The 24,491-nt window shown below is 37.1% G+C and carries 16 protein-coding genes and 1 tRNA gene; 1 reads left to right on the forward strand and 16 read right to left on the reverse strand.

Features of this window, described 5'->3' with window-relative positions:
* Nucleotides 1-6: 6 nt before the first annotated feature.
* The 16 genes from ACUNWD_RS00465 to ACUNWD_RS00540 all read right to left on the reverse strand — a co-directional run bounded on the left by ACUNWD_RS00465 (nt 7) and on the right by ACUNWD_RS00540 (nt 23,500).
* Nucleotides 7-2,577: a glycoside hydrolase family 38 C-terminal domain-containing protein gene (locus ACUNWD_RS00465; protein WP_445585790.1), complete on the reverse strand. Its 2,571-nt coding sequence runs from the start codon at nt 2,575-2,577 to the stop codon at nt 7-9.
* A gap of 419 nt (nt 2,578-2,996) precedes the next feature.
* A complete protein-coding gene (locus tag ACUNWD_RS00470; RefSeq protein ID WP_445585791.1) occupies nt 2,997-4,286 on the reverse strand; it encodes a serine hydrolase domain-containing protein in 1,290 nt (429 codons plus the stop codon).
* A gap of 251 nt (nt 4,287-4,537) precedes the next feature.
* Nucleotides 4,538-6,334: a RagB/SusD family nutrient uptake outer membrane protein gene (locus ACUNWD_RS00475; protein WP_445585792.1), complete on the reverse strand. Its 1,797-nt coding sequence runs from the start codon at nt 6,332-6,334 to the stop codon at nt 4,538-4,540.
* Between the two features lie 19 nt (nt 6,335-6,353).
* Complete coding sequence (locus tag ACUNWD_RS00480; RefSeq protein WP_445585793.1) at nt 6,354-9,671, reverse strand: TonB-dependent receptor; 3,318 nt, start codon at nt 9,669-9,671, stop codon at nt 6,354-6,356.
* Nucleotides 9,672-9,773: 102 nt separating this feature from the next.
* Entirely contained in the window at nt 9,774-10,733 is a 960-nt protein-coding gene (locus ACUNWD_RS00485; RefSeq protein WP_445585794.1) for a FecR family protein, read from the reverse strand.
* A 101-nt stretch (nt 10,734-10,834) separates the two neighbouring features.
* Nucleotides 10,835-11,401, reverse strand: a complete 567-nt coding sequence (locus ACUNWD_RS00490) for an RNA polymerase sigma-70 factor (protein WP_445585795.1) — start codon at nt 11,399-11,401, stop codon at nt 10,835-10,837.
* Between the two features lie 123 nt (nt 11,402-11,524).
* Nucleotides 11,525-11,710, reverse strand: coding sequence for a hypothetical protein (locus ACUNWD_RS00495; protein WP_445585796.1), 186 nt, complete (start codon nt 11,708-11,710; stop codon nt 11,525-11,527).
* A 41-nt stretch (nt 11,711-11,751) separates the two neighbouring features.
* Nucleotides 11,752-13,140 (reverse strand): DUF5005 domain-containing protein, encoded by a 1,389-nt coding sequence (locus ACUNWD_RS00500; RefSeq protein WP_445585797.1) that lies wholly within the window; start codon nt 13,138-13,140, stop codon nt 11,752-11,754.
* A 291-nt stretch (nt 13,141-13,431) separates the two neighbouring features.
* Entirely contained in the window at nt 13,432-14,415 is a 984-nt protein-coding gene (locus ACUNWD_RS00505) for a DUF4961 domain-containing protein (protein ID WP_445585798.1), read from the reverse strand.
* A gap of 39 nt (nt 14,416-14,454) precedes the next feature.
* Nucleotides 14,455-14,922: a hypothetical protein gene (locus ACUNWD_RS00510; protein WP_445585799.1), complete on the reverse strand. Its 468-nt coding sequence runs from the start codon at nt 14,920-14,922 to the stop codon at nt 14,455-14,457.
* A 52-nt stretch (nt 14,923-14,974) separates the two neighbouring features.
* Entirely contained in the window at nt 14,975-16,360 is a 1,386-nt protein-coding gene (locus ACUNWD_RS00515) for a DUF5005 domain-containing protein (RefSeq protein WP_445585800.1), read from the reverse strand.
* A gap of 98 nt (nt 16,361-16,458) precedes the next feature.
* Entirely contained in the window at nt 16,459-17,985 is a 1,527-nt protein-coding gene (locus ACUNWD_RS00520) for a RagB/SusD family nutrient uptake outer membrane protein (protein WP_445585801.1), read from the reverse strand.
* Between the two features lie 14 nt (nt 17,986-17,999).
* Nucleotides 18,000-21,392: a TonB-dependent receptor gene (locus ACUNWD_RS00525; RefSeq protein WP_445585802.1), complete on the reverse strand. Its 3,393-nt coding sequence runs from the start codon at nt 21,390-21,392 to the stop codon at nt 18,000-18,002.
* A gap of 107 nt (nt 21,393-21,499) precedes the next feature.
* Complete coding sequence (locus ACUNWD_RS00530) at nt 21,500-22,507, reverse strand: FecR family protein (protein ID WP_445585803.1); 1,008 nt, start codon at nt 22,505-22,507, stop codon at nt 21,500-21,502.
* A gap of 50 nt (nt 22,508-22,557) precedes the next feature.
* Nucleotides 22,558-23,169: an RNA polymerase sigma factor gene (locus ACUNWD_RS00535; protein WP_445585804.1), complete on the reverse strand. Its 612-nt coding sequence runs from the start codon at nt 23,167-23,169 to the stop codon at nt 22,558-22,560.
* Nucleotides 23,170-23,424: 255 nt separating this feature from the next.
* A tRNA-Lys gene (locus tag ACUNWD_RS00540) sits at nt 23,425-23,500 on the reverse strand.
* A 183-nt stretch (nt 23,501-23,683) separates the two neighbouring features.
* On the opposite strand from ACUNWD_RS00540, the gene ACUNWD_RS00545 reads away from it, so the two are divergent.
* Nucleotides 23,684-24,487 carry an SDR family oxidoreductase gene (locus ACUNWD_RS00545; RefSeq protein ID WP_445585805.1) on the forward strand — a complete coding sequence of 268 codons (804 nt, stop codon included), beginning with the start codon at nt 23,684-23,686 and terminating at the stop codon, nt 24,485-24,487.
* Nucleotides 24,488-24,491 lie beyond the last annotated feature (4 nt).

The following is a 24,491-nucleotide window of genomic DNA, read 5'->3' on the forward strand; positions in this document are numbered from 1 at the left end:
TTGGGTTTAATTGTTTGATAGTTTTGCATTTACCAGTCTTAAGGTTTGAAATCCGAATTGTGGCATTGATAGGGTGGTAACCAATTTCCCATTTCCCTCTTTTTTAGCTTGAATTGAGTCAATAACTTTTCCGTTTAGGTCAACGAGTTCAATTTTATCAGCATTGCAATTCAAGGTGACTTTTTGTTTCTTATTATCAGATGAAGTGTTGTAAAAGCGAACAAGTAAATCTTTGCCATCAACAGTTGTTGCCGAAACATGCAAATTTTTGTCTTCAACATCTAACAAAGATCGCTGAGCAGGTTCATTGGAGGAGGTAATAATTTGTCCAATTAATGGCTCATTCCACTTGCTACTTTCTGATTCTATTTCGGCTTCTTCCCAATTATTCGCATGAGGAATCAGGGCGTATCTCATGTGCGTTGGTCCATGAATTCGATAATTCCTTCCCCATAGCGCTCTACCAACATATTGCACAGTTAAACCCAATGGAAGATCTTCAGTTTGAAGATAACTTGTTGTATGATCTGCCAGAAGTGCAACACCATAGTTGTCGCTTACATTTTCAACATCCACCCAGTTTAAAATCACATTGTGCTTAATGCTGTCCCAACTTGAATAGAGGGTGTTCTCCAATTGGCTTTCGCATACATCAAATGGACCATTCTTGTAAAGTTTATCAGTCATCCCTTTTAAAGGAAATTGCAGGAGCAGTTTGTAATTATCGTTGTAGAAAGCTTTAGCACGTACCTCGGCTTTGTAGTTTTTGCTTTGGTCGTATGCTCCAATACCAGGTTGTCCATCCCAATCAATGTGAAGTTCAAAATCTATTCGAGGACTGTTTTTTGCAAAAGTGATTAACTGATAGTAAGGCTGTCCGGCAATTTCATTTTCAACCTTTATTTGGGTAAAAAGCTCACCGTCTTCAATGATCGAGATTTTTGCGTTGGAATCAGATCCCTGGTGAAATTGTTTTTCCTGGTAAAAATATCCACGAAGATCGTTTAAATATTTTCCTTCTTCCACCAACTGTTTGTTCCCGTGTTTTTTATCAATTAGGCTGGTTATTGTTCCACCTTTTGAAGGATCAATTTTTGCAACATAGAAATCAGTTTCAACTTTTATTATTCTATCTGAAAGCTTATTTGCACTTGATTTGATGTTTTTACCTTTTTTCAGAAGAAATGTAGCATATCCCATTCCTGGAACAGTGGCTTCAAATTGAAAGATGGAATTTCCATTGGCATCCGTTGACAATTGGGATGGAAGCTCCTTGCCAAGCTTGTTTAGAACGCTTAAATCTTTACCTTTTAGGTTCTCAGGTAGAGAAATTGCAACCCAGTCAGTTCTAATTGAGCCTAAGGTATTGAAAACCCGGATAAATTTGTTGTTTGAATTTCCATTTGATGAAAACAGCTTGTCAATTTTTTCATCGGCAATCTGGTTTGAAGAGTTTGTCCATCGAGTTACATTGTTAGCCCATGTATGCCCGGGTCTTCCGTTGTAAGGTACAATCCAGCAATCGTGGTGTTGCGCGAGCATCAAAGTTCTCCATGCTTCGGCAAAGTCTTGAGCTGGCCAATTTTCACCTGTATACAAGTAATTTAACGAAGCCATTTTTTCTGCCATTATCATTCTGTTCTCACTTACTCGTACTTCTTGTGCAAGCTTTTGCAGAACTTGTGAACCCCAAACCAAGCCGGGTTTAACATCTTCTAAAGAAAAAGCCCAGTCGGTGTGTTCCACTTTATCTTTAACCATTTCGATGTATTCAGTCCACGTAGCGAAAATCGAAGGCTTGTAATATTCTTTAACCGCATTTCCCAGCCATGGTCCGTGTCTCCAACCAGCATCCTGAAAAGTCATACCAACAGGATATTTAACTCCATCATCAAAACTGGCGGCAATAAATTCTTCGGAGTTTGCATTTGAATTTGTTGCATAGCAATTGATTGTTGATAATCCCTCACATGCATATCTTGGCACAGCAGGCATCGAAGTACCGTCAGGGCCAATCCAATTAACAAGATCTTTTCCAAATGCACTTGTATATCCTCCCCAGCAGGTATTCGGATTTCTTAAAACCGCATATTTGTATCCAAAGTTTTTCAAAATTATTGGTAGGCTGCTGGTAAAGCAAGGTTCCTCAACTGAGTAAGTTGTAAATGTTGCATCAGGAAAGTATTCTATAATTTTTGCTATCCCATAACCGAACTGGCGGATAATACTTTCTCCGGAAATATTGTAACAATAGGGTTGAGCCCAGGTCGGATTGACAAATTCAATTCTTCCAAATCTTCCAGTATTCGCATAATATTCTTGAAGTGCTTTGAAGTTTTCAGCATCACTAACACTTACAGTATCCCAGGTTTCCGGTTCAATTTCAAGGCAGATTTTCCAATCAGGAATATCGGTAAGCTTATCTACCATGAAACGAGCCTGCCACTCGGGGTAATGTCCGTAAACACCTCCATGATAGCCATCAACAAACCATGTTTTTTGAGCATGTAATGTTGTTCCCCCAACTAGAAGAATAAAAAGCAAAAGAATTTTTTGATACAGCTTAGGTTTTTTCATTTTTTTAAAGTTGAAATCGTTAATGAATCTTTACCAGGGTGAATCTATGAGTCATTGGTCGGTTTATTTCGTAAATCGTTTTGACAATTGAATCCAAGCGGTATAACCATATAGATGATTTGTAATGGCCGCCATAAGTGATAGTGTTTCCAATAAATAGAGCTCGTTCACCTTTTTTTAAGGCAGGTATTGTCTGTTTAGCCTGTGACAATTCAGAAAGTACACAAGAAAATATGAAGAGAAAGAGTTCTTTAAAATTCATTTGTTGAATGTTTTTTATAAAAAATTATTCCATCACATCTCTAAGTTTTTCATTGAGAATTGCTTAGCTTATTCTAAAGTTACCATTCATTTTGCGTATTAACCAGTACATTAGCTGAGAAATATTCGTGTAAAACTGGTTCGTTAATTTTTATACGCTAATCGTCAATTGCCTGTTCTACAAGGTGTCGGAATTTCTTGCTTGTGCTATCATTTTTAATATTCAGTGTTTGTTTCATTAAAATCCCAATGAGATGCTCATTTGGATCAGCAAAATATTGAGTGTTGAAATATCCGCTCCATTCAATAGTTCCTTCGCTTCCTTTGTATCCCATTTTCATTCCTTTGTCACTAACTATTCCAAAGGCTAAACCGTAGTTAATGCCCCAGAAATCCAGAAAATTGACTACCTGGGCACTTTTAATCAAATTGACTGTAGTTCTGCTTAGCAGGCGAATTCCATTCAATTCTCCTTCGTTTAAATACATTTGCAAGAATGTTGCATAATCTTTTGCTGTACTCGATAGTCCACCGCCTCCTGAGAATAACATTTTAGCGCCATTAATCGGGTAATCTATATCGTAATGATCCGTTGTGTATTTTACCCAATCACCGTCTTTTTGCGTTTGAACGGGAACCAGGCGATTGCTTTTATTTACGGGCAGATAGAAATACGTATCATTCATTCCAAGAGGTTTGAATATTCTCTCGGTTAAAAACTTGTCGAATGGTATTCCGGATATTACCTCGATGAAATACCCCAGAACATCCAGTCCCATGCTATAGGTATATTTTTCACCCGGATTATGATGTAGAGGTAATTTTGACAGTTTTTTGATATTGTCCTTGATTAAAACCGGTTCGGTAGTAAATGCTTCGATGATTCCAGCTTTCTTGTATATTTTTTGAAATCGTTCGTCATCGATAAATCCATATCCAATTCCGGAAGTATGGGTTAATAAATGACGAATGGTAATTTCTTTGTCAGCAGGTTTGTATGTATATGAAGAGTCCGTTTCATTAAATGTATCCAAAACTTTGGGATTTTTAAATTCGGGGATGTATTTTGATATTGGATCGTCAAGATTAAAAAGACCCTCCTCCCACAGCATCATAACTGCGGTGGAAGTAATTGCTTTTGATTGTGACGCAATTCTAAAAATATCGTCTGTTTCAAAATTTCTTTGTGTTTTATTTTCGGCTTTTCCGAATGCTTTGAAGTAAACTATCTTGCCATTTCTTGCTATTAGAGAAACAGCTCCGGGAATTTCATCGGATTCAATTGCATTTTCGAGCAGGGTATCAATCCTTTTCAAACGTTCAGAACTCATTCCAACGCTTTCAGGGGTAGAAAGAGTAAGAGGCGGAGATTTTTGAATAGACTTTGTTTGGGCAAAAGCTAAAGATGTTGCCAAAACAAATAGGAGGAGTAGAGTTATATTTCGCATGAATTATAGTTGGTTGGTTATTCGTTAGTTAGGCTTAATTTCTCATGATGGTCTTTACTGCTTCATTTTTATTTGAATTTAATTGGTCAGCTATTTATTGTCAGGGAAAGGCGCAAATCGTCAGTATGAAAAATGATGTTGGCTATTTGTAAAACCTCTGGCAGGTGTGCACTCTGAGCGAACAATGTATTGAGTGACAACCTACCTGAGGAATTATTATCATTTATCTATTGAAATTCAAAGAACAACTTCTACCATCCCGTGTTTTGGACAAGATTCCTGTTGTTGGTCATCTCATCGTATGGGAATGGGAATACTAGGAATTTATCATTCCAACTACCTTGCGATGGGATTACATCATAGGTGACGTTGTAATTGCTTACATCTGCAGGATCAGTTCCTCTTCCTTTGTCAGGATCAATGAATCCACCAAGCCATGGATGACGTTTACCCCAGTCAGGACCTACTCCGGTCTCGGTTGGGTCTGTCCATGTTGATTTGTAATCTCCCCAACGAACGAGGTCAATGTAACGGTCACAACCTTCAGCACAAAGCTCAAAACGTCTTTCAGCTTTGATTCCATAATTAGAATCGTCTGCTGATAATGAAGGAGCTGGATCTAAACCGGCTCTATCACGCACCATATTCAATGCCTGTAACCCAGTGATGTTAGCAGTTCCTTCAGACGATTGTTGTACAGCCTCTGCATAAAGCAAAAGAATATCTGCATATCTCAACCACTTGAAATTAGTGTGATTACCTTCTGTTTTATTTCCGGCAGCCCAACGGTCTTGATCAATATCATCAGCCCAGTTGTAAAATTTCAGGCGGAAGAATCCCTGGTTACCATACAATCTTTTACCCGACATGATACCTCTTACAGCGCTATCTGAATATGGGAAGTCATAGTAAACTTCGTCATAAGTAGCCATTGAACCTCGTCTTCTGATTCCATTTCCATCGTGTTTGCAAAAAGCCTGACCAAAGTTTCCAGTTGGATTCAGGAAGCCCCAACTAGCACCATTAACAGAGTTGCCGGGTAGATATACTTCATCATTACGCCAACCTGTATAAGCATAGAACCACCAAGGTTCCGTATTGGTTACTGTTGTGGCATCGCCATCAACATCCGTTTCTAGCAGGTTTTCATCACAGAAGTCAGCTGCTGCCCTGAACAGTGTTGAATATTCATACTCATCACTTCCGTCAATCCAATTTTTTCCTTCAGCAAGTGCAATTGCTTTGGAGTCGGCAACATTAGGTCCATAGGTTCCAAGAGTTGTGGTTCCATTCCACAAAGCATACTTTCCTGAGTTAATTACCATAGCCAGGTATTTCTTGGCATTATCCCAATCTCCTTGCCATGCATAACCTTTTCCCATGAAACCGTAACAGGCTTCAGCTGTAAAGCGCCCACCAATGGCTTGTTGACCACCTAATCCACTTTTAGAAGGAAGACCTTTGGCAGCTTCTTCGTATTCGTTCATTACCCATGCCCAACTTTCTTCTTTTGACGTGTTCATAGGCTCGTATGGATATTCTGCAGAGCCATTAAGAGTGTGACTTACTAAGGGAGGAGTGCCCCATAACTGAACAAGGTACATCATCGCCCAGGCACGACAAGCTCTAGCCTCTGCAATTACTCGCTGTTTTAGTGGAGTATCTGCTGGAAGCTTCTCAACGATCGCATTACTTTTATAAATAATCTGGTAGAACTTGGAATACATCTCTTTATACATTTTATTGGATGAGTCATCAGTCATCATCATCATAGCCTGATATTGAGGACCATCACCTGAATCAGATCCACCACTCCAAAAATCTCCACCTTTGGTACTCATTCCAATAAAATAATCAGCACCCCAATCACCAATCATTAATTTAAAGTATGCATATACATTTGCAATTAACTGTTCTGCTTGCTCATCGTCAGCATTAGCATAGGTCGTTTCAAGATCCATTACACCTTTCTGTGGAATGTCAAGGTAACTTTCCGAACAAGAAAAGATTATCAAACCTGTAAATAATATAATTATATATTTTTTCATAATCATTCAATTTTAAGGGTTAGAACGTAATATTACAGCCAAATGACAAGGTCTTTGGCACTGGGAAAGCACCACCATCAAGCCCCATTGAATTATTTGAACTAATTGTTTCCGGATCCATTCCAGGATACTTAGTTATAGTCCAATAATTTTCAAGAGATACATACGCTCTGAAGTTTGCGATAGCAAATTTCTTAGTTAGGATTTCAGGAACTGTATAGCCCAGTTGAAGTTGTTTGATTTTAAAATAAGAGGAGTTAAACAAGAACATCGAAGAATGTAGCATGTTAGTATCTCCAAGATCAGGATAAGGCCATTTTGCATCTGCTCCTTTTACAGCATAACTGTCATTCCAGTATGTTGACAAGCGGTTCCAGTGAGGACGGCTTGATGTCAAATACTGTTGACCACCGTTTGTTCCGTTACCAAAAATTGTTAAATCAAAGTTCTTGTATTCTGCTGTTAGAGTAATACCGTAAGTGAAGTCAGGTATCGCGCTTCCAAAATATGATTTATCAGCTTCAGTAATCAGTTTGTCATCATTTACATCGCGGTAAATAGCACTTCCATCATCAGCAACACCTAAATAGTCCCAACCATAATAACTCCAGATAGATTGTCCTTCGTCAAAATAAGTTATATAAGCACCTTGAATTTGAGAACCACCAATACGTGCTACACCACCTAAATCAACCACTTCATTTTTAAGAGTTGCAAGGTTTGCATTAATGCCATATGAAAAATCACCGATTTTGTCTTTCCATCCTAATTCAAATTCAAAACCATGATTGTTAATCTTACCAACATTTTTGAAAACCTTAGTTGCTCCTGTTGCTAAAGTTGGAGTAGCTTCAACTAACAAACCAGTTGTGTTTTTATCGTAATAGTCAATTGCAACAGTCAAACGGTTTTTAAGCATTGCTGCGTCTATGCCAACATCAACCTGTTTTGATTTTTCCCATTGTAGAGCTGGATTTGCCAGTACATCTGAAGGTCTCAAAGAAGTGATAAGGTTGCCATTGATAGGGTATAAATCACCAGAACTCATTGTCGCTGCATAAGCATAACCGCTCAATACATTAACGTTACCATTGGTACCGTACGAAGTCCGTATTTTTAAGGATGACAAAACTTCCTTATTAATACCCTGCATAAATGCTTCGTTGGTAGGAGTCCATCCTAATGATACTGAAGGAAAATAACCCCAACGTGAAGTGGTGGATAATTTAGATGAATCGAATGCATCAGCACGGAAATTAACCTGCAAATTATATCGATTGTCATATGAATAATTGAAACGTCCGAAGTAACTGATACTTGAATTTTCACTAACGATACCGCCAATTGCATCGGTTGCACCAGTTGTTGAATAATCAAGATATCGGAAATTATAAGCCTCATTGGACAATTCATCTGTTCTGCCTTCGGTAAAATTCGCATAAGACTCTTGATACGACATACCAGCCATCAATGATAAATTGTGTTTGCCGATTGACTTCATGTAATTGGCAAAGTTTTCCCAGTTGTAAAAATGCCTTACAGTTGTTTTTGAATTCAAATCTATCTTAAGTTGTTTTCCAACTGCGGCATAGTAAGGAACACCATAATAACCGAAATCTTCTGAACCAATACGGTACCCAAATCGTGATGTAAACACAAGATCCTTAATTGGTGTTAAGTTTGCAGATGCAACACCTCGAATGTTGAATTTCTGAGTTTTATCCTCGTTCCTGTAAAGCGTAGTAAATGGATTTACAGAATCGGTTGTGTAACGAGGGATAGAATACAAATTTCCCTGGCTATCTTTCATAAACATATCAATACCCCAGGCAGTAATCAGTGACTGCATATACTCTGGTAAATTGTCTGCAGGGTAAGAAATAGGACTTAAAGGATCCTGGTGGTAAGGTGAACCACTCTCAGCTTGATAGTCCGATTTTTCTATTGAATTATTTGTTGAGATCTCTAACCACTCTTTGACCTTGTAAGACGCATTAACCTGGAACGTTAAACGTTTCATATAATCGCGATCACTTACATACATACCATCGTTGTTCAAGTAGGAAATTGACGTATAAACCGAACCTTTTTCATTTCCTCCTTCAAAACCGACTGTATGTCGTTGGAAGGTACCTGTTTTATATAATTCACTTAACCAGTCAGTATCGGTAACACCGTCCCACTGAGACATCAGTGTTTCGTACCCGGATGCATTCTGATAAGCAACATATTCCTCTGCATTCATATAATCTGCACCATGCGCTACCGAAGTTACACCATAGTTCAGGTTATAGAATATTTTTCCATCTTGTTTACTTCCTTGTTTGGTAGTGATAAGAATAACACCGTTACCGGCCTCAGCACCATAAATAGCAGCTGATGCAGCATCCTTTAGAATCTCAAGTGATGAAATCAAGTTCGGATCCAGGTAATCAATATTCGACACTTTTAAACCATCGACGATATACAACGGTTCAGATGCAGAAGTAGAGTTTGAACTAAAACCGCGCACACGAATGGAAGAACCAGCTCCTGGTGCACCTGATGAATTCATAACCACAACACCTGCTGCTTTACCCTGTAACGCTTGAGCTACAGTTTCAGCTGTACGTGATTGCAATTGATCTCCTTTTACCTGCGCTACAGAACCAGTTAAGTCACTTTTTTTCATGGTACCATAACCAATAGCAACCACCTCTTCAATACCTACAGTCTCTTCCTCCATCGTAACGCTGATTTTTGACTGACCGTTAACTGGTATTTCCTGAGTTCTCATTCCGATAAATGAAAAAATGACCGTGGCATCAACGGGTACTTGTCCCAGATTATAATTACCATCCATATCAGTAATTGCACCGTTGGTTGTACCTTTGATAACGACAGTAACTCCCGGTAAAGGAGCGCCGGAGGTATCGGTAACTATCCCGGATAGACTCTTTTGTTGCTGTGTCTTATCAAACGACCAAGTTACATCTGCCTTGGATATGATAACGACATTGTCTACGATTTTATATTTCACATTTGATGAGTCAAGTATCCTATCGAGTACATCTTCGATACTTGCATCTAAAACTTTAAGATTTACCTTTCGGTTGACATCAAAATCATCATTGCTGTAGAAGAATTGGACATCACTTTGAGATTTAATTTGATTAAAAACATCTTTAATCGTAACATCAACATAATCAAGATCAAACCTTGTCTGCTGCGAAAATGATTTCCCTGATGCAGCAAAAATTCCAATCAAAAATAAAAAGACTGTTAGTTTCATACACAACACAAGTTTGGGTGAAAAATTCCACCACCGCTTTCGCGGAAAGAATTGTTTTTTTTTCATAAGTTTGTATTTGAGTGTTAAACTTACTAATACCTTTGTGTTAGAAATGGTATTAGATTATTTAGGGGTCGGACTATGTTACCAGCATAATCCGGCCTTTTTTTATTTATCCATAATCTTAATTTGTTCTTTTTCAATTTTAAATTCGACTTTATTTATTTCCTGAATAATATTTAGCGTATAAGCGATTGATTTCTCTTTATTAATTACTCCTGAAAAGCGGTATGATTTTATTTTATCATTTTCAAAAGAAAATTTCACTTCATACCAGCGTTCCAGTTGATGCACCAAATCCAACAGCGGCTCGTTGTTAAAGTATATCTTTCCGCCTTTCCATGAGGTATAGTCATTTGGATTAACGTTTCGTCGGGTTATTTGTCCACTCGTCTCCGAGAATACCACTTGTTCTCCCGGAGTCATCATGACTAATTTTTTATCGGCAGAAAATTGAACTTTCCCTTCAATTAAGACGGTCTCAATCTTTGAGTCTTCTTTGTATGCTTTTACATTGAATTCAGTTCCATACACTTTTATCTGCGATTTTCCTGCGTGGACAATAAAAGGCAGTTTTTTATTCTTGGTAACAGAAAATAAGGCTTCTCCTTCCAGGATGATCTCTCTGTTGTTTTGATTGAAGGAGTGTTTGTATTTGATTTTTGATCCGGCATTTAGCCAAATGTTGGTTCCATCAAATAAAGTAATATTTGAGATTTGACCTTTTGGAGAAACGATGGTCGCATATTCGTTCTGGTAGGAATCTCGACTGTTTACAAACCAGAATGTGGCACTTGTGAGCAGGATTGAAAAAAGAAAAACAGCAGCATATTTTATGAATTCCAGTCTTCTGGTTTTTGTTTGAATCTGAAGATTTATTTCATTCCAAACGGTGTCAGCCGATCTAAATTTGGATGATTGTTTGACTTTCTCTCTAACGTCAAAAATATTTTGAGCTGCTTCAAAGTCTTTTCTATCAACTTCATTTTGTAGATCGGGATCTACCTTCTCTTCGTTATGAAGAATAGACGCCCAATGTTCCCATTTATTTTGTTCTTCTTGTTTCATTTTATCCTTTAGACACAGATTTTATCAGGTAGGGTGAATAGAAACTTAAAATTTTTATTCATTTTTTGATAGATGTCTTTAAAAGAGTAGTTGTCGCAGGATTATCTGTCTAATTTTCTGAATAATACAATAAGTTGGGCAATGAAATAATTTTTTAAGTTTTCCCTTAAAATTTTATAAGCAATTCCCATTTGTGTCTTTATCGTGTTTTTAGAAAGGTTCAAAGTATTTGCAATCTCTTTATAAGTCAAATTATCTAAATAAGCCATCATGAATATCTTTCTGCATTGTGGGGGTAGCAAATCGATCGACTCCGAAATTTTGACTGATAATTCTTCATCTGAAAATTTGAGATCTGGTTCTTCCAGGATAGCACCATCCATATTTTGAGAAGTTAAATCGTCAAATTTATGTTCTCTTTGCAATAGATTCAGACTTTTGTTTCGTACTGCATTCAGCAGATATTGTTTAAGGTTGGAATGAATATTCAATTCATCTCTTTTTTGCCATAGATTTATAAAAACCTCTTGCACGATGTCTTCAGCTTTTTGCTCATCTTTTAAATATTTCATGGCAACCAGACAGGCTAAAGCATAATTTCTTTTGAAAAAGTTCTCAAAAGAAGAAACATTAGTCAAAATCAAATTTGTCTGCGTCGAGTTATTCATTCGGTCTCTTCAAAGATTCACAATTTTATTAAATTTAATTGGATCTATGAAATCGTGATATTATCTGCAACTTTTAAAATTGAACAATAATCCTTCGTTCGAAAACCGTATAATTTAACTTTATTATTGAAAGAATCGGGTCATGCAGTATAACCATATAAATGAATGGTAATGGCAGCCATGTGTGACACTGTTTCCAATAAAAACTGCTCGTTCTCCTTTTTTTAAAATTGAAATACTATTTTGAGCCTGAATGGATAAAATCCCAATCCAGGCAATGACTACACGAATATACTTCTTCAAGTTCATGTTGTTTTTTCTAGGTTATTTTAAAGCAATAATTGTTCCTCTTACTCCCAATTATAGATTCGAACAAAATACGGTCGGTATCGGTCGGCACTTCCTGGATTATTGAAATTTGACCAGAAATCTGTTGGGTTAATATTGTAAGCAAGGACTAACTCACCTTCTTTTGACAAATGCGCGTGAATCGTAGAATTATAGGTGATAAACTCCGGATGGGTATATTTCTCCGGAATTTTATAGATTGTTCGCTTGTTTGTCCACGGTCCAATCGGGCTGGGGGCTTCCCAAATATAAATGTCCCTACCAAAAATAATCTCCTGGGAAACCAAATAATACTTTCCATCCTTCTCAAAGACATTAGGTACGGTAACATTTTGTAGGATGTAATGATCATCGCGGACTTGCGACCATCCACTCTTCGTAAGGTATTCCCAAGGACTTGTCAGGTCTCCAGCTTGAACCCTGGCTATTCGCAAATAAGAAGTTAAATAACCATTTTCATTCCCATACAAATAGGTATAACCATCGGAAGCGTCAAACAGTCCAGAGCTATAAGGCACGCTACTTTTATCAACGTCTTTAACAATCTTTTCAAGCGTAAGATCGGGCAATGAGAATACACCTACATCCGTTGAAACTTGCTTGAAGTCCCATGCACCGTTCCCTGTTGTTGTAATATGTCCCATCAACACTTGTAGTTTTCCATTATGTACGTGTGAGTCACCTGTCCAATACCAATCTTCATCATCAGCAGATCCGGCATATTTTGTCCAGGTTTCAGCTTGATTGCCCTGTCCCGGATTTAACTGGACAATATCATCAAGGGACATGTCCTGTTGAATGAATGCTGCGTTGCGCACAAAAGTGTTGTCAACTCTTGATCTGTTGCTCTCTATGTGCCCAAAAAAGCTATCTTGAAAGGTCCATAGAATATCACCATTTGGAAGTAAAACGGAATAGCATCCGTCTCCTCCATTCCAACCTTCATATCTGGTTAAGAAATCGTTGTATTCAGTAGCTTCGTAAACTTTAACATTGGAGTCCCATTCCCCATTGTTGGGAATTAAAACCAATGAAGAATTATAAATAATTTGAATATACCATTGTTTGACTAGCCCGGATTCGGAGATTACCCGATAAACGTATTTTCCATTATCCAACAAAAAATTCACTACTTCGCCAGAGGCAGGAGTTATTGTGGCGAAATCTGAAACGACAATAGTAGGTTTTAGTGTCGAAAGGTCAATTCCGTCATTTGCCCACAGTTTTATTTTAGCAGAGTCATTTTCAAAGCTAAATTCAGCTTCACCATCCTGAAATGATCCAATAGAAAAACTGACTATTTCTGCCTGATCACTTTTTTGTGCTTCTTCCTTTTTGCACGCTATACAAAAGGTGAAGCTTAATACTACTATCAGAATATAAAATTTCATTGTTAGGTTTATTTTTTAAGACAGTCACCTTCAAATTCATTCGCCACCTTTCAATGTGATCAATGAAATTCCAGATCTCAAGCTTCCGGGGTATCTCTATGGAAAAATTTTTCAAATTGTTTTGTGGAACAATAAGCCTGCCTTTAGTCAGGCAAGTATAATCCATGAGACACCCCGGTTAGTCTTTAAGTTTTCCTATGCCCTAAAAGGCACAGGGTTGATTGAATAATTAAGTTTTTCAAAGTAAAACTTCACTGATTTAGTTAATTTAAATACCCTTAACTAATCAGGTTAATTACAGGTTTCCATGATTACAAAATCATCTCCGGAAGCTTGCTTAACAATTATACTTTGGTCTTCGTTTGAAAAATGGAACTTTGCCTCTGTTATAACTGCATCATCCGGTAAGTTGAAGAAATCTTTAGGATAAATGTATTTTTGCCAGGTAGTTTCTCCAACCTTTTCCATCAGTGTTTTATCACTTATAACATCTACAACGGTAGAGTCATTTCCATCAGCATAAAAAACTTTTCCATAAAGATAAACCTTTGCAGCATCCTTTAATGGAGTTTCCACTGCACCGGCAACAGTTTCAAATTTCAAGGAAAAGATATCTCCCCAGCCATAGCTTGCGGGAACTGTTGATACCAAACTTACAGTTGTGTAATCTAACAATGGATTTGAACCACCCATAACTGTCAGCACTTTTGTTTTTGCGTTTGGTTCGTAATATTCGTCATGAAGACCTCTGTTTTTTCCACAAAAGAAGTACCCCATGAACAGCTTAATATTCTCGCTACCTGTGGTCAGATTGATTTTTACGTTTGCAGTGATGAGTTTTTCATCTTCATCGGTGATAATAAAGGTTGTTTGAGTATGAAAGACAACCCACTCAACTGGCCCTAAGTTGCCCATTAGTCCAATTTCACTTTGTAAAGCAGTTGACCAGGGAAGGGCGGTTGTTGGTTCAATCTCTGATTCTGGCATTAAAACCATTTTTTCATTTGAAATATCTCCTTTTGTATAACCAGTAGTGGTTATAAATAACTCGGCATTATCAGCAAGATTCCAGCTTTTTGGTGCCAGTACTGCAAAAGTCAATTGAGTATTGTCATCATTTTCCGGTACCAGTTTTATGTCGACTCCAATTTGAATGTCACTGTTAACCTGTGGATCATCAGGATAAATGATATTCTCAATGGTCATACACATTATTGCTAGTAATGGAAAGATGAAAATCATCATCAAGGCTCTATATTTTTTCAAGTATTTCATTTTTGTACTTTTTAAAATTAAACTTCATTAATATCCAAACTATTCAATATTCTTGAATGTGTATTTGTAACTCAATAAGTCACAGTCCAATTGGAATGGCATTATAAATTCTCCATTTTGGAAATACGCTACTACCTGGTTCGTGCCAAGGATGCGTAGTTCATTTGGGAAAACGTCATAATCCAGTTCACAGTCAACATCAAGTTCTTCACCACCTTCAAAACCGAAAGGAGAAAAAGGAACATCGCCATTAGAATAAGTTAATCCTGTAAGTTTGCCATCATTGTAATGCAATGTAAACTTTATCGTACTGAAGAAATCTAATTTATCAGAGACGTTGATCCCGTTGATATTCATTGGATCGTATTGTAAGACCTGCCTTATGCCATATTCGATGTCATAATTCAGCGGATAATCCATTGTCATCTTGTTTGAAATTTCTTCGTCACAGGCAAAGAGTGAAAAAATCAACAATACAATCGATATTTTTATTATTTTATTTTTCATAATTGAATGTTTTAAAAGTTTGTAATTAGTTTACGCATTTTCACCAACTACTTTAATTGTTAAGTATCTTATCAATTTCTACCCAAAAAAACTTGGGTCGATAAGTAGAGACATCCTCATGTTGTTTCACAAAATCTCCGTTGTTGATATTGTAACTAATCAATATCATTCCATCTTTTGTGAATTGAGGATGTGCCATAGCATTATAGGTAAATATATCAGGAGTGTTTTGTTCCTGAGTATTATAGATCAGTTGCTTATTGTACCATGGTCCTTGCGGACTATCTGCGATAAAAGTGTAAATCTCTCCAGATAAAAATTGTTTTTTCTGAGTCAACAGAACGTATTTCCCATTGAGTTTAAAAACATTAAATTGAGAAGAGACAGGAACGCTTGAAAGGCCTTCCAGTTTCACTGCATCAGAGGAATTCTGGCTCCAGCCGGAACCGTCAAAATATTCCCACTTGGTGTAGAGATCTTCCATGGTAGTTCGTGCAACTAATACATCTGAAATTGTATTCAATCCATTTTCAATGTCCACTTGGGCGTAGATGTATACATAGTCATCTTCTTTTAAGGCGGCCATTCCATAGTGGATATCTGGTGAACCTTGAAATGGAATATCGACCGTTTGAACGAGTTCAATATTGGGTAAATTATATTCCAATATATCTGTCTTTTCATACCGAAATCCCCACATTCCTGCTTCTCCCTGGTACATTAATGTTTGGAAAATGTACAGTTTGTTGTCATTTACAAAACCATGTCCGGGCCAGTACCATTTTTGACCTTCGTCGGTTACACCTGGTGGTACGGCAGCAGAAGTTTTATCTCCATTTGCATTGTATATTCCACTTACCTGACCCTCGTCATATAAGATATATGTATTCCGAAACATATGATCCTGCATGGAGCGTGCTCCATCGGTAACAGGTCCTATAAAGGAATCACCCATTAGAAAAATAGATCGACCATCTGGCAATGCAATGGAATATGTACCATCTCCACCTGTAACACTCCCTCTGTCAGGGATCAATGTGTGGGCAAAAATAGTATCCAGTCCATCTATCATTACATTTAGCGTGTATGTATTAATGGCCTTTTCATTCTTCATAAAGGAAATGGATATTGGGACCAGTTCCTGGTAGGGAAAATGAGTCAAGATGCATTTAGTATCATCATGACCAAGCTGTACAATTTTGTTTGACTTCTCTTCAGAAACCTGAAAATGATCAAATGTTACTGTATCAGTTAATAGTTCCCATGTAAGAATAACAGAATCTGCATTTGATGTGTACTTTACGCTTAATAAGGTACTATTCTCATTATCCTCGTTAAAAATATTTGGTCTCAAATTGGTACCATCATCATCCTTACAGGATATAAGCATCGATAATATTATACCTAGGAGAATCATTGATTTTATTTGTAAATTCATTAAGTAACTGTTTCAATAATTAATGCAAAATGCTTCAAATCTTTTTGCTATGTCAGGATGAACTCATCAAACAACCATGTTGCTGATAGTTGTACGTATTAATTTCGTACCAGATTTGGATTCAACCGCTTTTCTCTGATTGGATAAGGGAAATACAAATCGTCTTCAGCAAATTGGTGTCCTTCAGGATGAGCAGGTGCATTATACCCAATCATGTTCACCATATTTCTGGAAGTGACATTCAGTGCTCTTCTTGTCCTCAGCATGTCGAACCAAGTGTGTCCTTCAAAACAAAGTTCCCAGAATCTTTCTTTTAAAATGTCATCCACAGAAAGGAGCGAGGGTTTTGTCTCAACAGGATTTGCTCTGCTTCTTACTTCAAAATATGCGTCAATAGCCTCTGCATTGTTGGTATTACCACCATCTACTTGAGTTTTTGCTTCGGCTAGCGTTAGTAATACATCTGCATAAGTAATTAAAGGAAAATTTTTACCTGAGTTTCCTGATTGAGCAGCAGCGCTATCCCAAAATTTATAAATATACGGTTGTGCGAGTTGTACGATCGTACCAGGATCACCCAATGCTTCGTGTTGCGTGTAATAAAATCCTTTTTCTTCTAACCTTTTATCTCCTGGAGTATAGGAATCGTAGAATGCTTGTGCAGGTGCCAAAGCTCCTCCGTTTGCCCCGGCAGAAGAAATTGGTTTTTCTGGCTCAGGATAAGGTAGTAAGTTAAAATGTACTGGCGAACCTGCATATTGGCTTTGACGTTGAATCATCCAAATATATTCGCCTGTGTTTTCGTTCGCGGGATCTCTCAAAGCTGCATAGTTGTCAAACAGGTAATATTTTGAACTTGCTACAACAGCTTTTGCTTGATCAAATGCTTTCTGGTAATAGGTATTGCCTTTTTGAAGCGGATAACCAGCCATTGTTAAGTATACCTTGGCAAGCATGGATTTTACAGCTCCTTTAGCAACACGACCTTCTACACTAGTCCATGAGTTATTGACCATTAATGAATCTGCTTTTAGAAGATCCTTTTCTATTTGTGTATATACCGCATCCACAGATGATAGTTCGATTTCAGTATCTGCCAGACTTTTGGTGCTTTCCAGTTTTAATGGAATTTCTCCAAATAACCGAACTAGATTGAAGTAATTGTAAGCACGTAAAAAATAGGCTTCTCCCCATAGGACGTTTTTTGTATTGTCAGCAATGATTTCGGTGGTAACGTCCTTTATTCCTTCAAGTACACTGTTGCAGTTTTCAATGGCGACATAATGAGTTGACCATAGTTTTTGCGCATACCCATTATCTTCTTTTACATTTAAATTAACCGCCTGATTAAGATCTTGACTACTTGAAGTGTAAGGTCTAACGGCATATCCATGTAGATATTCTAAAAACAGATAGGTTTGAGTTCCTGGTCCAATGTCTGAAGAGAAACGGTCATCTAAGTATGTATAAAGCCCGTTTACTGCAGCTTGCACCTGTGCTTCTGATTGGTAGTAAAAATCAGGAGACAAAAATGTTTTTGGCTCTTCTGTTAAAAAGTCATCGCACGAAGTGCAAATAACGATTAATGCAATTAGCCAACTTATATTAAATATATATCTTTTCATAATTTCTGAAGATTTTAAAATGTAACATTGAGATTTGCAGAAACCGTAGTAGGCCTTGGATAAGAATAGAATTCTATTCCCTGACCTGAATCAGTTGAAAAAGCTCCAATTTCTGGATCGAATCCCGGGAAACTGGTAAATACGTATGCATTTTCAATATTAACTCCTACACTTAATCCTTTAATAAACCCGATCTTATTGAGAGTCTTAGAATTAAAATCATAAGTCAATGCAATATTTCTTATTCTGAGAAAATCACCATTATATAACATCCGGCTATCCTTCTCATTTTCTCCAAAATAAACATCAGAAGGGAGGCGAATCGCTGAAATCATAGAGTTTTGATTCTCAGGTGTCCATGCATCTAAAACTGAAACCATCGAGTTTCCATAAATCTGGCGGTTCTCCATCATTGTTGTTGTGATCCCCATCAATTTAGCTCCATAGCTAAGGTTTAAATCAACCATAAGAGATAATCCTTTGTAGCTAAGGGTATTTACCATATTGAAGTCCCCTTTTGGAAGTCCATTGCCAAAAGGCTGTCGGTCGTTATCATTAATTACACCGTCACCATCTACATCTTCATATTTTAAGTCTCCAGGTTTTTTGCCAAAAACGGCAGCTTCCTCGATCTCATCTAATCCCCAAGTTCCAATTCGCTTGTATACGTAGTAAGTCGCCCACTCTTCACCTTCTTTTGCAACGGTGTTATTACCAGTGTTAATTGTCTCGCCACCTACATCTTTAACAACTAATTTATTATTGGAAAAAATAAGATTTGTTGTCCAGTTGAAGTTTCTGGTAGCAATATTTCTTGATGTTAGAGTTACTTCAAGTCCTTCGTTTACGATCTCGCCAAGGTTGGTCCATGTACTTGCATAACCTGTTGTATATGGTACCTGTTTTGAGAACAATAAATCCTGAGTTGATTTATGATAGAGATCAACCAATAGTTCGAAACGGTTATCATAAAGTCCCATGTCCAACCCAAGGTTAAACTGTTTTGAAGTCTCCCATTTTAAATCTGCATTCCCAAGATTTCCAAGAATAACATATGGCTGCAGAACTTTATTGAAAATCAACGAATTATTGCTGTAAGAAGAAATAGTTCGGTAGTTTGGTATTGACGCATTTCCTACAGCGCCATAACTCAACCTTAATTTCATATTATTAAATACATTTTTAGCAGAACCGAAAAAGTCTTCATCAGAAATAACCCAAGCAGCAGAAGCAGATGGGAAATACCCATACTTATTATTTGCACCGAAATTGGATGCTCCGTCTGCCCTTAATGTTATTCCAAGATAGTACCTGTCTTTAAAACTATGGTTCATCCTAAAATAAAAGGAACTGATGGTATTTTGAGTCATGCCTGATGATGGTGCATGGTAGGTAGTACCTGCTCCTAAATTGTAATATTGGAAATAATCATCAAAGTAATCTTCTGAACCACTTGAGGAGCTTTCACTGCGATAATAGTACCAACTGGCACCTAACACAAAATTTGACTTTATCTGGTCGTCAAAGAAGCTGTTGCTGTAGGTGAAATAATCCTCATTCGACATTTTTCTGCTAACAGAATTATAGATATCAGCAAAACCGTTATTGGTTTCACTAACGTCTAACAGTCCAGCTTTTGCATACCTGATATTTCGTCCGTTAGTGGTTTGCATATCACCTTTGGCAGTAAAATAAAGGTTGTCATGCAACTTAAATGTTGATACTAAGTTGAATACCGTGAAATTTCTCTCCTGAATATTTTTTTGGTTCTGCAATAAACGAATCGGACTTTCTCCGGATTCTCCGAGTGGATAATCGCTCTTACGTCCCCATGTGCCATCTTCATATTGTACGGGAACAATAGGCGGCATTTCAATCATATTTCGGATTGGACCTTGACCAAAACCACCTTCCATGTCGTTACTTTTACGAGAACCTGTAGTGACCACAGCTTGTATATTCAGCCAATCATTAATTTCACTCTGTAAATTCACGGTTCCTGAAAAACGTTCTGAATACGTGTATTTAACCAATCCCCGGAAATCCTGATAACCTAAACTTGCATAAACAGCTGTTTTATCGTTTCTGGTTGAAAAGGCAAGATTATGGTCTTCTGTAATTGCATTTTGAGTAATTGCATCCTGCCAGTCAGTGTCGTATTTGGGTGAAGCAATTAAATTTCCTGCGTCATCTCTTAAAAAATTTCCAGATGCGTCCTTTGAATAGTAGAAAAGGTTTTCCATTGGATTAATCAAATGGGGCATCACTTTTCCACTATATCCATAAGCGCGTTTTTGGACTTCCATGAATCCGTCTGCATCCAAAACATCTATTTTTCGACCTAGATAACCCACACCTAATTTTCCGCTGTAGGTTAAAGTTCCCTGATCTTTCTTTCCACTTTTAGTCGTAATAATAACAACACCATTCGATCCTTGAGCCCCGTACATTGCTGTAGCGGCAGCGTCTTTCAATACGTCAATAGATTCGATATTCGAGGCATTGATAATTTGAGGATCCACACCAACAACACCGTCCAAAACGTATATCGGATTACTATCGGCATTAATCGATCCCATACCACGAATTCTTAATGAAGAAGCTCCACCTGGCTTACCCGAGAAGGATATATTTTTCACCCCGGCTACCTTTCCTGCAAGACTCTCCATAACGTTGAAGGCATTGGTTCTGTCAACCAGATCCTCACTCTTTACCGAACTAACAGCAGCTGTTAATTCTCGTTTGGTCAACGTACCATATCCTACGGCTACGACCTCCTCAATACCAACTGTTTCCTCTTCCAGTTTAACGTTTATATTAGACCTTCCACCAACAAGAATTTCTTGAGTCCTCATACCTACAAAAGAAATAATTAAGGTTGCATCTCCCGGGACATTGGAGATGGTGTAGTTTCCTTCAAAATCCGTAATTGTACCTTGAGTAGTACCTTTGATAATTACTGTAACTCCAGGTAGAGGTGCTCCGGAAACATCGGTTACTTTTCCGGAAACAGAGGTTTGTTGATTAACATTAGCGTTTGTCTGGTTTTCTTTTAATAATACAACCTGACGATCAGCAATTTTGTATACAACATCTGTTCCTTTGAATAAATTATCAAGCACATCTTCAATGGACATCTTCTTTAAATCGATGTTTACTTTTCTGTTTATCTCAACATCTTCGTTGGTATACAGAAAGTAATATCCACTTTGATCCTCTATGGAGCGAAGAGCTTCCCGGATCGTTGCATTTTGCAGTGTTAGGTCTAGCTTGGTTTGTTGAGAGTAGACACTGGCACTTAGATGCATGAATGTCGCTAAAAAAATAAGCAAGGTCAGTTTCATAATTCGTAACCATTTTTGAATTGGAGATGTGACTCTCCAATCATTAAACCATTTTTTTTTCATAGATTTGCGTTTCTAAGGTTAATTTTTTCCCATGCGAGGGATTAGTTATCTTAATTCATGCGCAGCATGAAGAATCACAGGAAAGTGTTCCCAGCACTTTCCTATTTTCACTGTCTGGTAATGAATACTTTGTTCTCGTTTATTTCATAGTTTATTGGTGTTGTTAATGAAATTAATTTTAGCATTTCTCTAAGACTTTCTGTCTTTATCGACATGTTATACTTCTTCGTGTATGATTCAATATCTTTAACTTCTATTTTTACATCGTACCAACGCTCCATTTTCTTTATGAGATCAGAGAATTCGGCATCTTCAAATCTTAATATGTTGTCTTTCCATGATGTATATAGCTCTGGATTAACTTTACGAAGATTTATGTTTTTTGTTTGCAGGTTTATTACTGCTTGTTCACTCGGATTTAATTCGGTCATCTTGCTGGATGTGAGGTTGTAAGCTTTTATCTTACCCTCTTCCAAGGTTGCGTAATATTCATTGTCTTGAGGATATGCGCATATGTTAAATCGAGTTCCCAATACTTCAACTCCATAATCACCAGTAACGACCACAAAAGGTTTTTTCTTATTTTTTGCGACATCAAAGAAAGCTTCTCCTTCGACATATACTTTTCGGATATTGGAATTAAACACGACAGGGAAGCGAAGTTTGGTCCCTGAGTTTAACCAAACTGTTGTTCCGTCATAAAGAGTAATTTCAGATTTCTCCCCAAAAGGAACATTAACTTCAGTGTAAATCTCTGAATAATTGTTGCTCGATTGATTCACGATAAACAGGGTACCAGCACCCAGTAGAAATGCTAATACAAAAACAGCAGCAATTTTTATTAATTGACTTGAAAATCCATAGAGTTTTTTGTTCCGGTTTCTATTGATTCTTTGCCATAAATGATCTATTCTTTGGCTTGGTACGTCTTCTTCAACTGGTTTTAAAGATAGAATGATAGATCTTGCCTGATCAAGTGTTTTTTCTTTTTCCGGGTGGTTTTTTATGAAATTATTCCATGATTCTTCAGAAGTTGTAGTAGGGGACAGGACCCACTTTCTGAAATCATCATCCAAAACAAAATCTTCTAATGTGAAATATTGATACGTTTCCATTTTAATTTGCTTTCAATATAGAAAGGCAGGCAAATGAAAAACATCATCAACTAAATTAGATTTTTTTCAAAAAAGTTTGATGAGTTTTTAAAAATGTGCAGTAGTACGGATGAGATGCTATCTTGCTTGAATAGTTTTTTCAGGGATTTGATGGATCTGTAAATTAGGTTTCTGGCGCCTTCAATCCCGGTTCCAAGTATTTCAGAAATTTCTTTATAATCCAGATCTTTTTCGAATTTTAAATAAATAGCCTCTTTTTGTCGTGGACTTAATTTCTTTATAGCCTCGGTCAGTCGTCTTTTTTTATTGTTTAAAGTTTCCTCCTGAATCAAATTAGTTTCCAGCGAGTAATTTAACTCAAAGAAAAAATCATCTATTTTGTTATCGCTGTACCGAAGTTCTCTTTTAAGTCGTCTAATTAGTTTTCTTCGAAATGATTTGATAAGATAAAATTGAATATTGTCTGTTGTTCCAATGGTTTTGCGATTTTTTATCAAATCAAGAAACAGGTCTTGAATTGCATCTTCTACAAGATCACTGTTGGTTGTAAATTTCAGACCATAGATATATAGTGATTTTACATGTTCTGAATATATAAGTGATAGACAAAAATCGTCACCATTTTTAAATTTATTCCATATGATTAAATCACTTTTAGGCATTAGCTCTGTCTCTTATTACATTTCAATTTCAGCATAAAATTAGAAAATCGCAATAAAAGGGCAAGTAAATATGCGAGAGATGGAACTTTTTGAAAAATATGTTGGATGGCAGTGAATGAGAATCGTTATGATGGTGGTGCACTTCTATTTCGTTCAGAATTAATTTATCATCGATAAAATATCAAAATAATGTCTGCATGATTAAAAAAGAAAAAGCCTTACAAGTTTTGTGCTTGTAAGGCTTTTGAAATTTCTTGGTGACTCAGCTGGGGCTCGAACCCAGGACCCCATCCTTAAAAGGGATGTGCTCTACCAGCTGAGCTACTGAGTCATCCTCGTATGTAGCCTTTTTGTTTAAAGGCGGTGCAAAGGTAAAAACTCTATTTTTAATTGCAAATTATCACAAAAAATAATCGGATTTTCTTCATTGTTACTTATTAACAACCCGATGTTAAATGCTTCTTTGCCGATCACTCTAAAAAAGAACTATTTTTGTTTTTGAAATAACGTAGATATGGATAAAAAGGTTGTAATAATTACCGGGGCATCTTCAGGAATAGGTAAAGCTTTGGCAATTGAGTTTGCAAAAAAGGGAGCCAGTTTAGTTTTAGCTGCTCGACGGCTAGAGCGTTTGGAGCAATTGAAAGAAGAGCTTCCTGATGTTGAAATACTCGCTGTAAAAGTTGATGTTAGCCAGGAAAAAGATTGCGAGCAATTGATTGAAGCTGCGGTTAAGGAGTTTGGGCAGATCGATATTTTGATTAATAATGCTGGTATTTCTATGCGTTCGATATTTGAAGAAACGGACCTAAATGTTATTAAACGATTAATGGATGTCAATTTCTGGGGAACTGTTTATTGTTCAAAATATGCTTTGCCGTATTTATTAAAAACCAAAGGATCACTGGTCGGAGTTATTTCAATCGCCGGTTATGTCGGGTTGCCCGGTCGTACCGGTTATTCTGCATCAAAATATGCGATCCGTGGTTTCCTGGATGCACTTCGAATAGAGAATCTTAAAAAAGGATTGCATGTACTGGTTGCAGCACCTGGATTTACGGCATCTGAGGTTCGAGAATCTGCGCTAATAGGAGATGGCTCTCAGCAAGGAAAAACTCCTCGCAATGAAGGTAGTATGATGACTGCTGAAGAATGTGCCAGATTAATTGGGAAGGCAGTTGAAAAAAGGAAGCGCCATTTAATACTAACTTTTGTGGAAGGAAAGGTTACTGTATTTCTTGGTAAATTCATGCCTAAATTATTGGACAAACTTACCTATAATCATATGGCCAAAGAACCGGATTCTCCATTTAAGTAATTTC

It is taken from the genome of Sunxiuqinia sp. A32, assembly GCF_052690465.1.

What these genes read in the sequence shown, in the direction of transcription:
- ACUNWD_RS00465 (WP_445585790.1), bottom strand. Translation starts at nt 2,577, where the DNA reads ATGAAAAAACCTAAGCTGTATCAAAAAATTCTTTTGCTTTTTATTCTT.
- ACUNWD_RS00470 (WP_445585791.1), bottom strand. Translation starts at nt 4,286, where the DNA reads ATGCGAAATATAACTCTACTCCTCCTATTTGTTTTGGCAACATCTTTA.
- ACUNWD_RS00475 (WP_445585792.1), bottom strand. Translation starts at nt 6,334, where the DNA reads ATGAAAAAATATATAATTATATTATTTACAGGTTTGATAATCTTTTCT.
- ACUNWD_RS00480 (WP_445585793.1), bottom strand. Translation starts at nt 9,671, where the DNA reads ATGAAAAAAAAACAATTCTTTCCGCGAAAGCGGTGGTGGAATTTTTCA.
- ACUNWD_RS00485 (WP_445585794.1), bottom strand. Translation starts at nt 10,733, where the DNA reads ATGAAACAAGAAGAACAAAATAAATGGGAACATTGGGCGTCTATTCTT.
- ACUNWD_RS00490 (WP_445585795.1), bottom strand. Translation starts at nt 11,401, where the DNA reads ATGAATAACTCGACGCAGACAAATTTGATTTTGACTAATGTTTCTTCT.
- ACUNWD_RS00495 (WP_445585796.1), bottom strand. Translation starts at nt 11,710, where the DNA reads ATGAACTTGAAGAAGTATATTCGTGTAGTCATTGCCTGGATTGGGATT.
- ACUNWD_RS00500 (WP_445585797.1), bottom strand. Translation starts at nt 13,140, where the DNA reads ATGAAATTTTATATTCTGATAGTAGTATTAAGCTTCACCTTTTGTATA.
- ACUNWD_RS00505 (WP_445585798.1), bottom strand. Translation starts at nt 14,415, where the DNA reads ATGAAATACTTGAAAAAATATAGAGCCTTGATGATGATTTTCATCTTT.
- ACUNWD_RS00510 (WP_445585799.1), bottom strand. Translation starts at nt 14,922, where the DNA reads ATGAAAAATAAAATAATAAAAATATCGATTGTATTGTTGATTTTTTCA.
- ACUNWD_RS00515 (WP_445585800.1), bottom strand. Translation starts at nt 16,360, where the DNA reads ATGAATTTACAAATAAAATCAATGATTCTCCTAGGTATAATATTATCG.
- ACUNWD_RS00520 (WP_445585801.1), bottom strand. Translation starts at nt 17,985, where the DNA reads ATGAAAAGATATATATTTAATATAAGTTGGCTAATTGCATTAATCGTT.
- ACUNWD_RS00525 (WP_445585802.1), bottom strand. Translation starts at nt 21,392, where the DNA reads ATGAAAAAAAAATGGTTTAATGATTGGAGAGTCACATCTCCAATTCAA.
- ACUNWD_RS00530 (WP_445585803.1), bottom strand. Translation starts at nt 22,507, where the DNA reads ATGGAAACGTATCAATATTTCACATTAGAAGATTTTGTTTTGGATGAT.
- ACUNWD_RS00535 (WP_445585804.1), bottom strand. Translation starts at nt 23,169, where the DNA reads ATGCCTAAAAGTGATTTAATCATATGGAATAAATTTAAAAATGGTGAC.
- ACUNWD_RS00545 (WP_445585805.1), top strand. Translation starts at nt 23,684, where the DNA reads ATGGATAAAAAGGTTGTAATAATTACCGGGGCATCTTCAGGAATAGGT.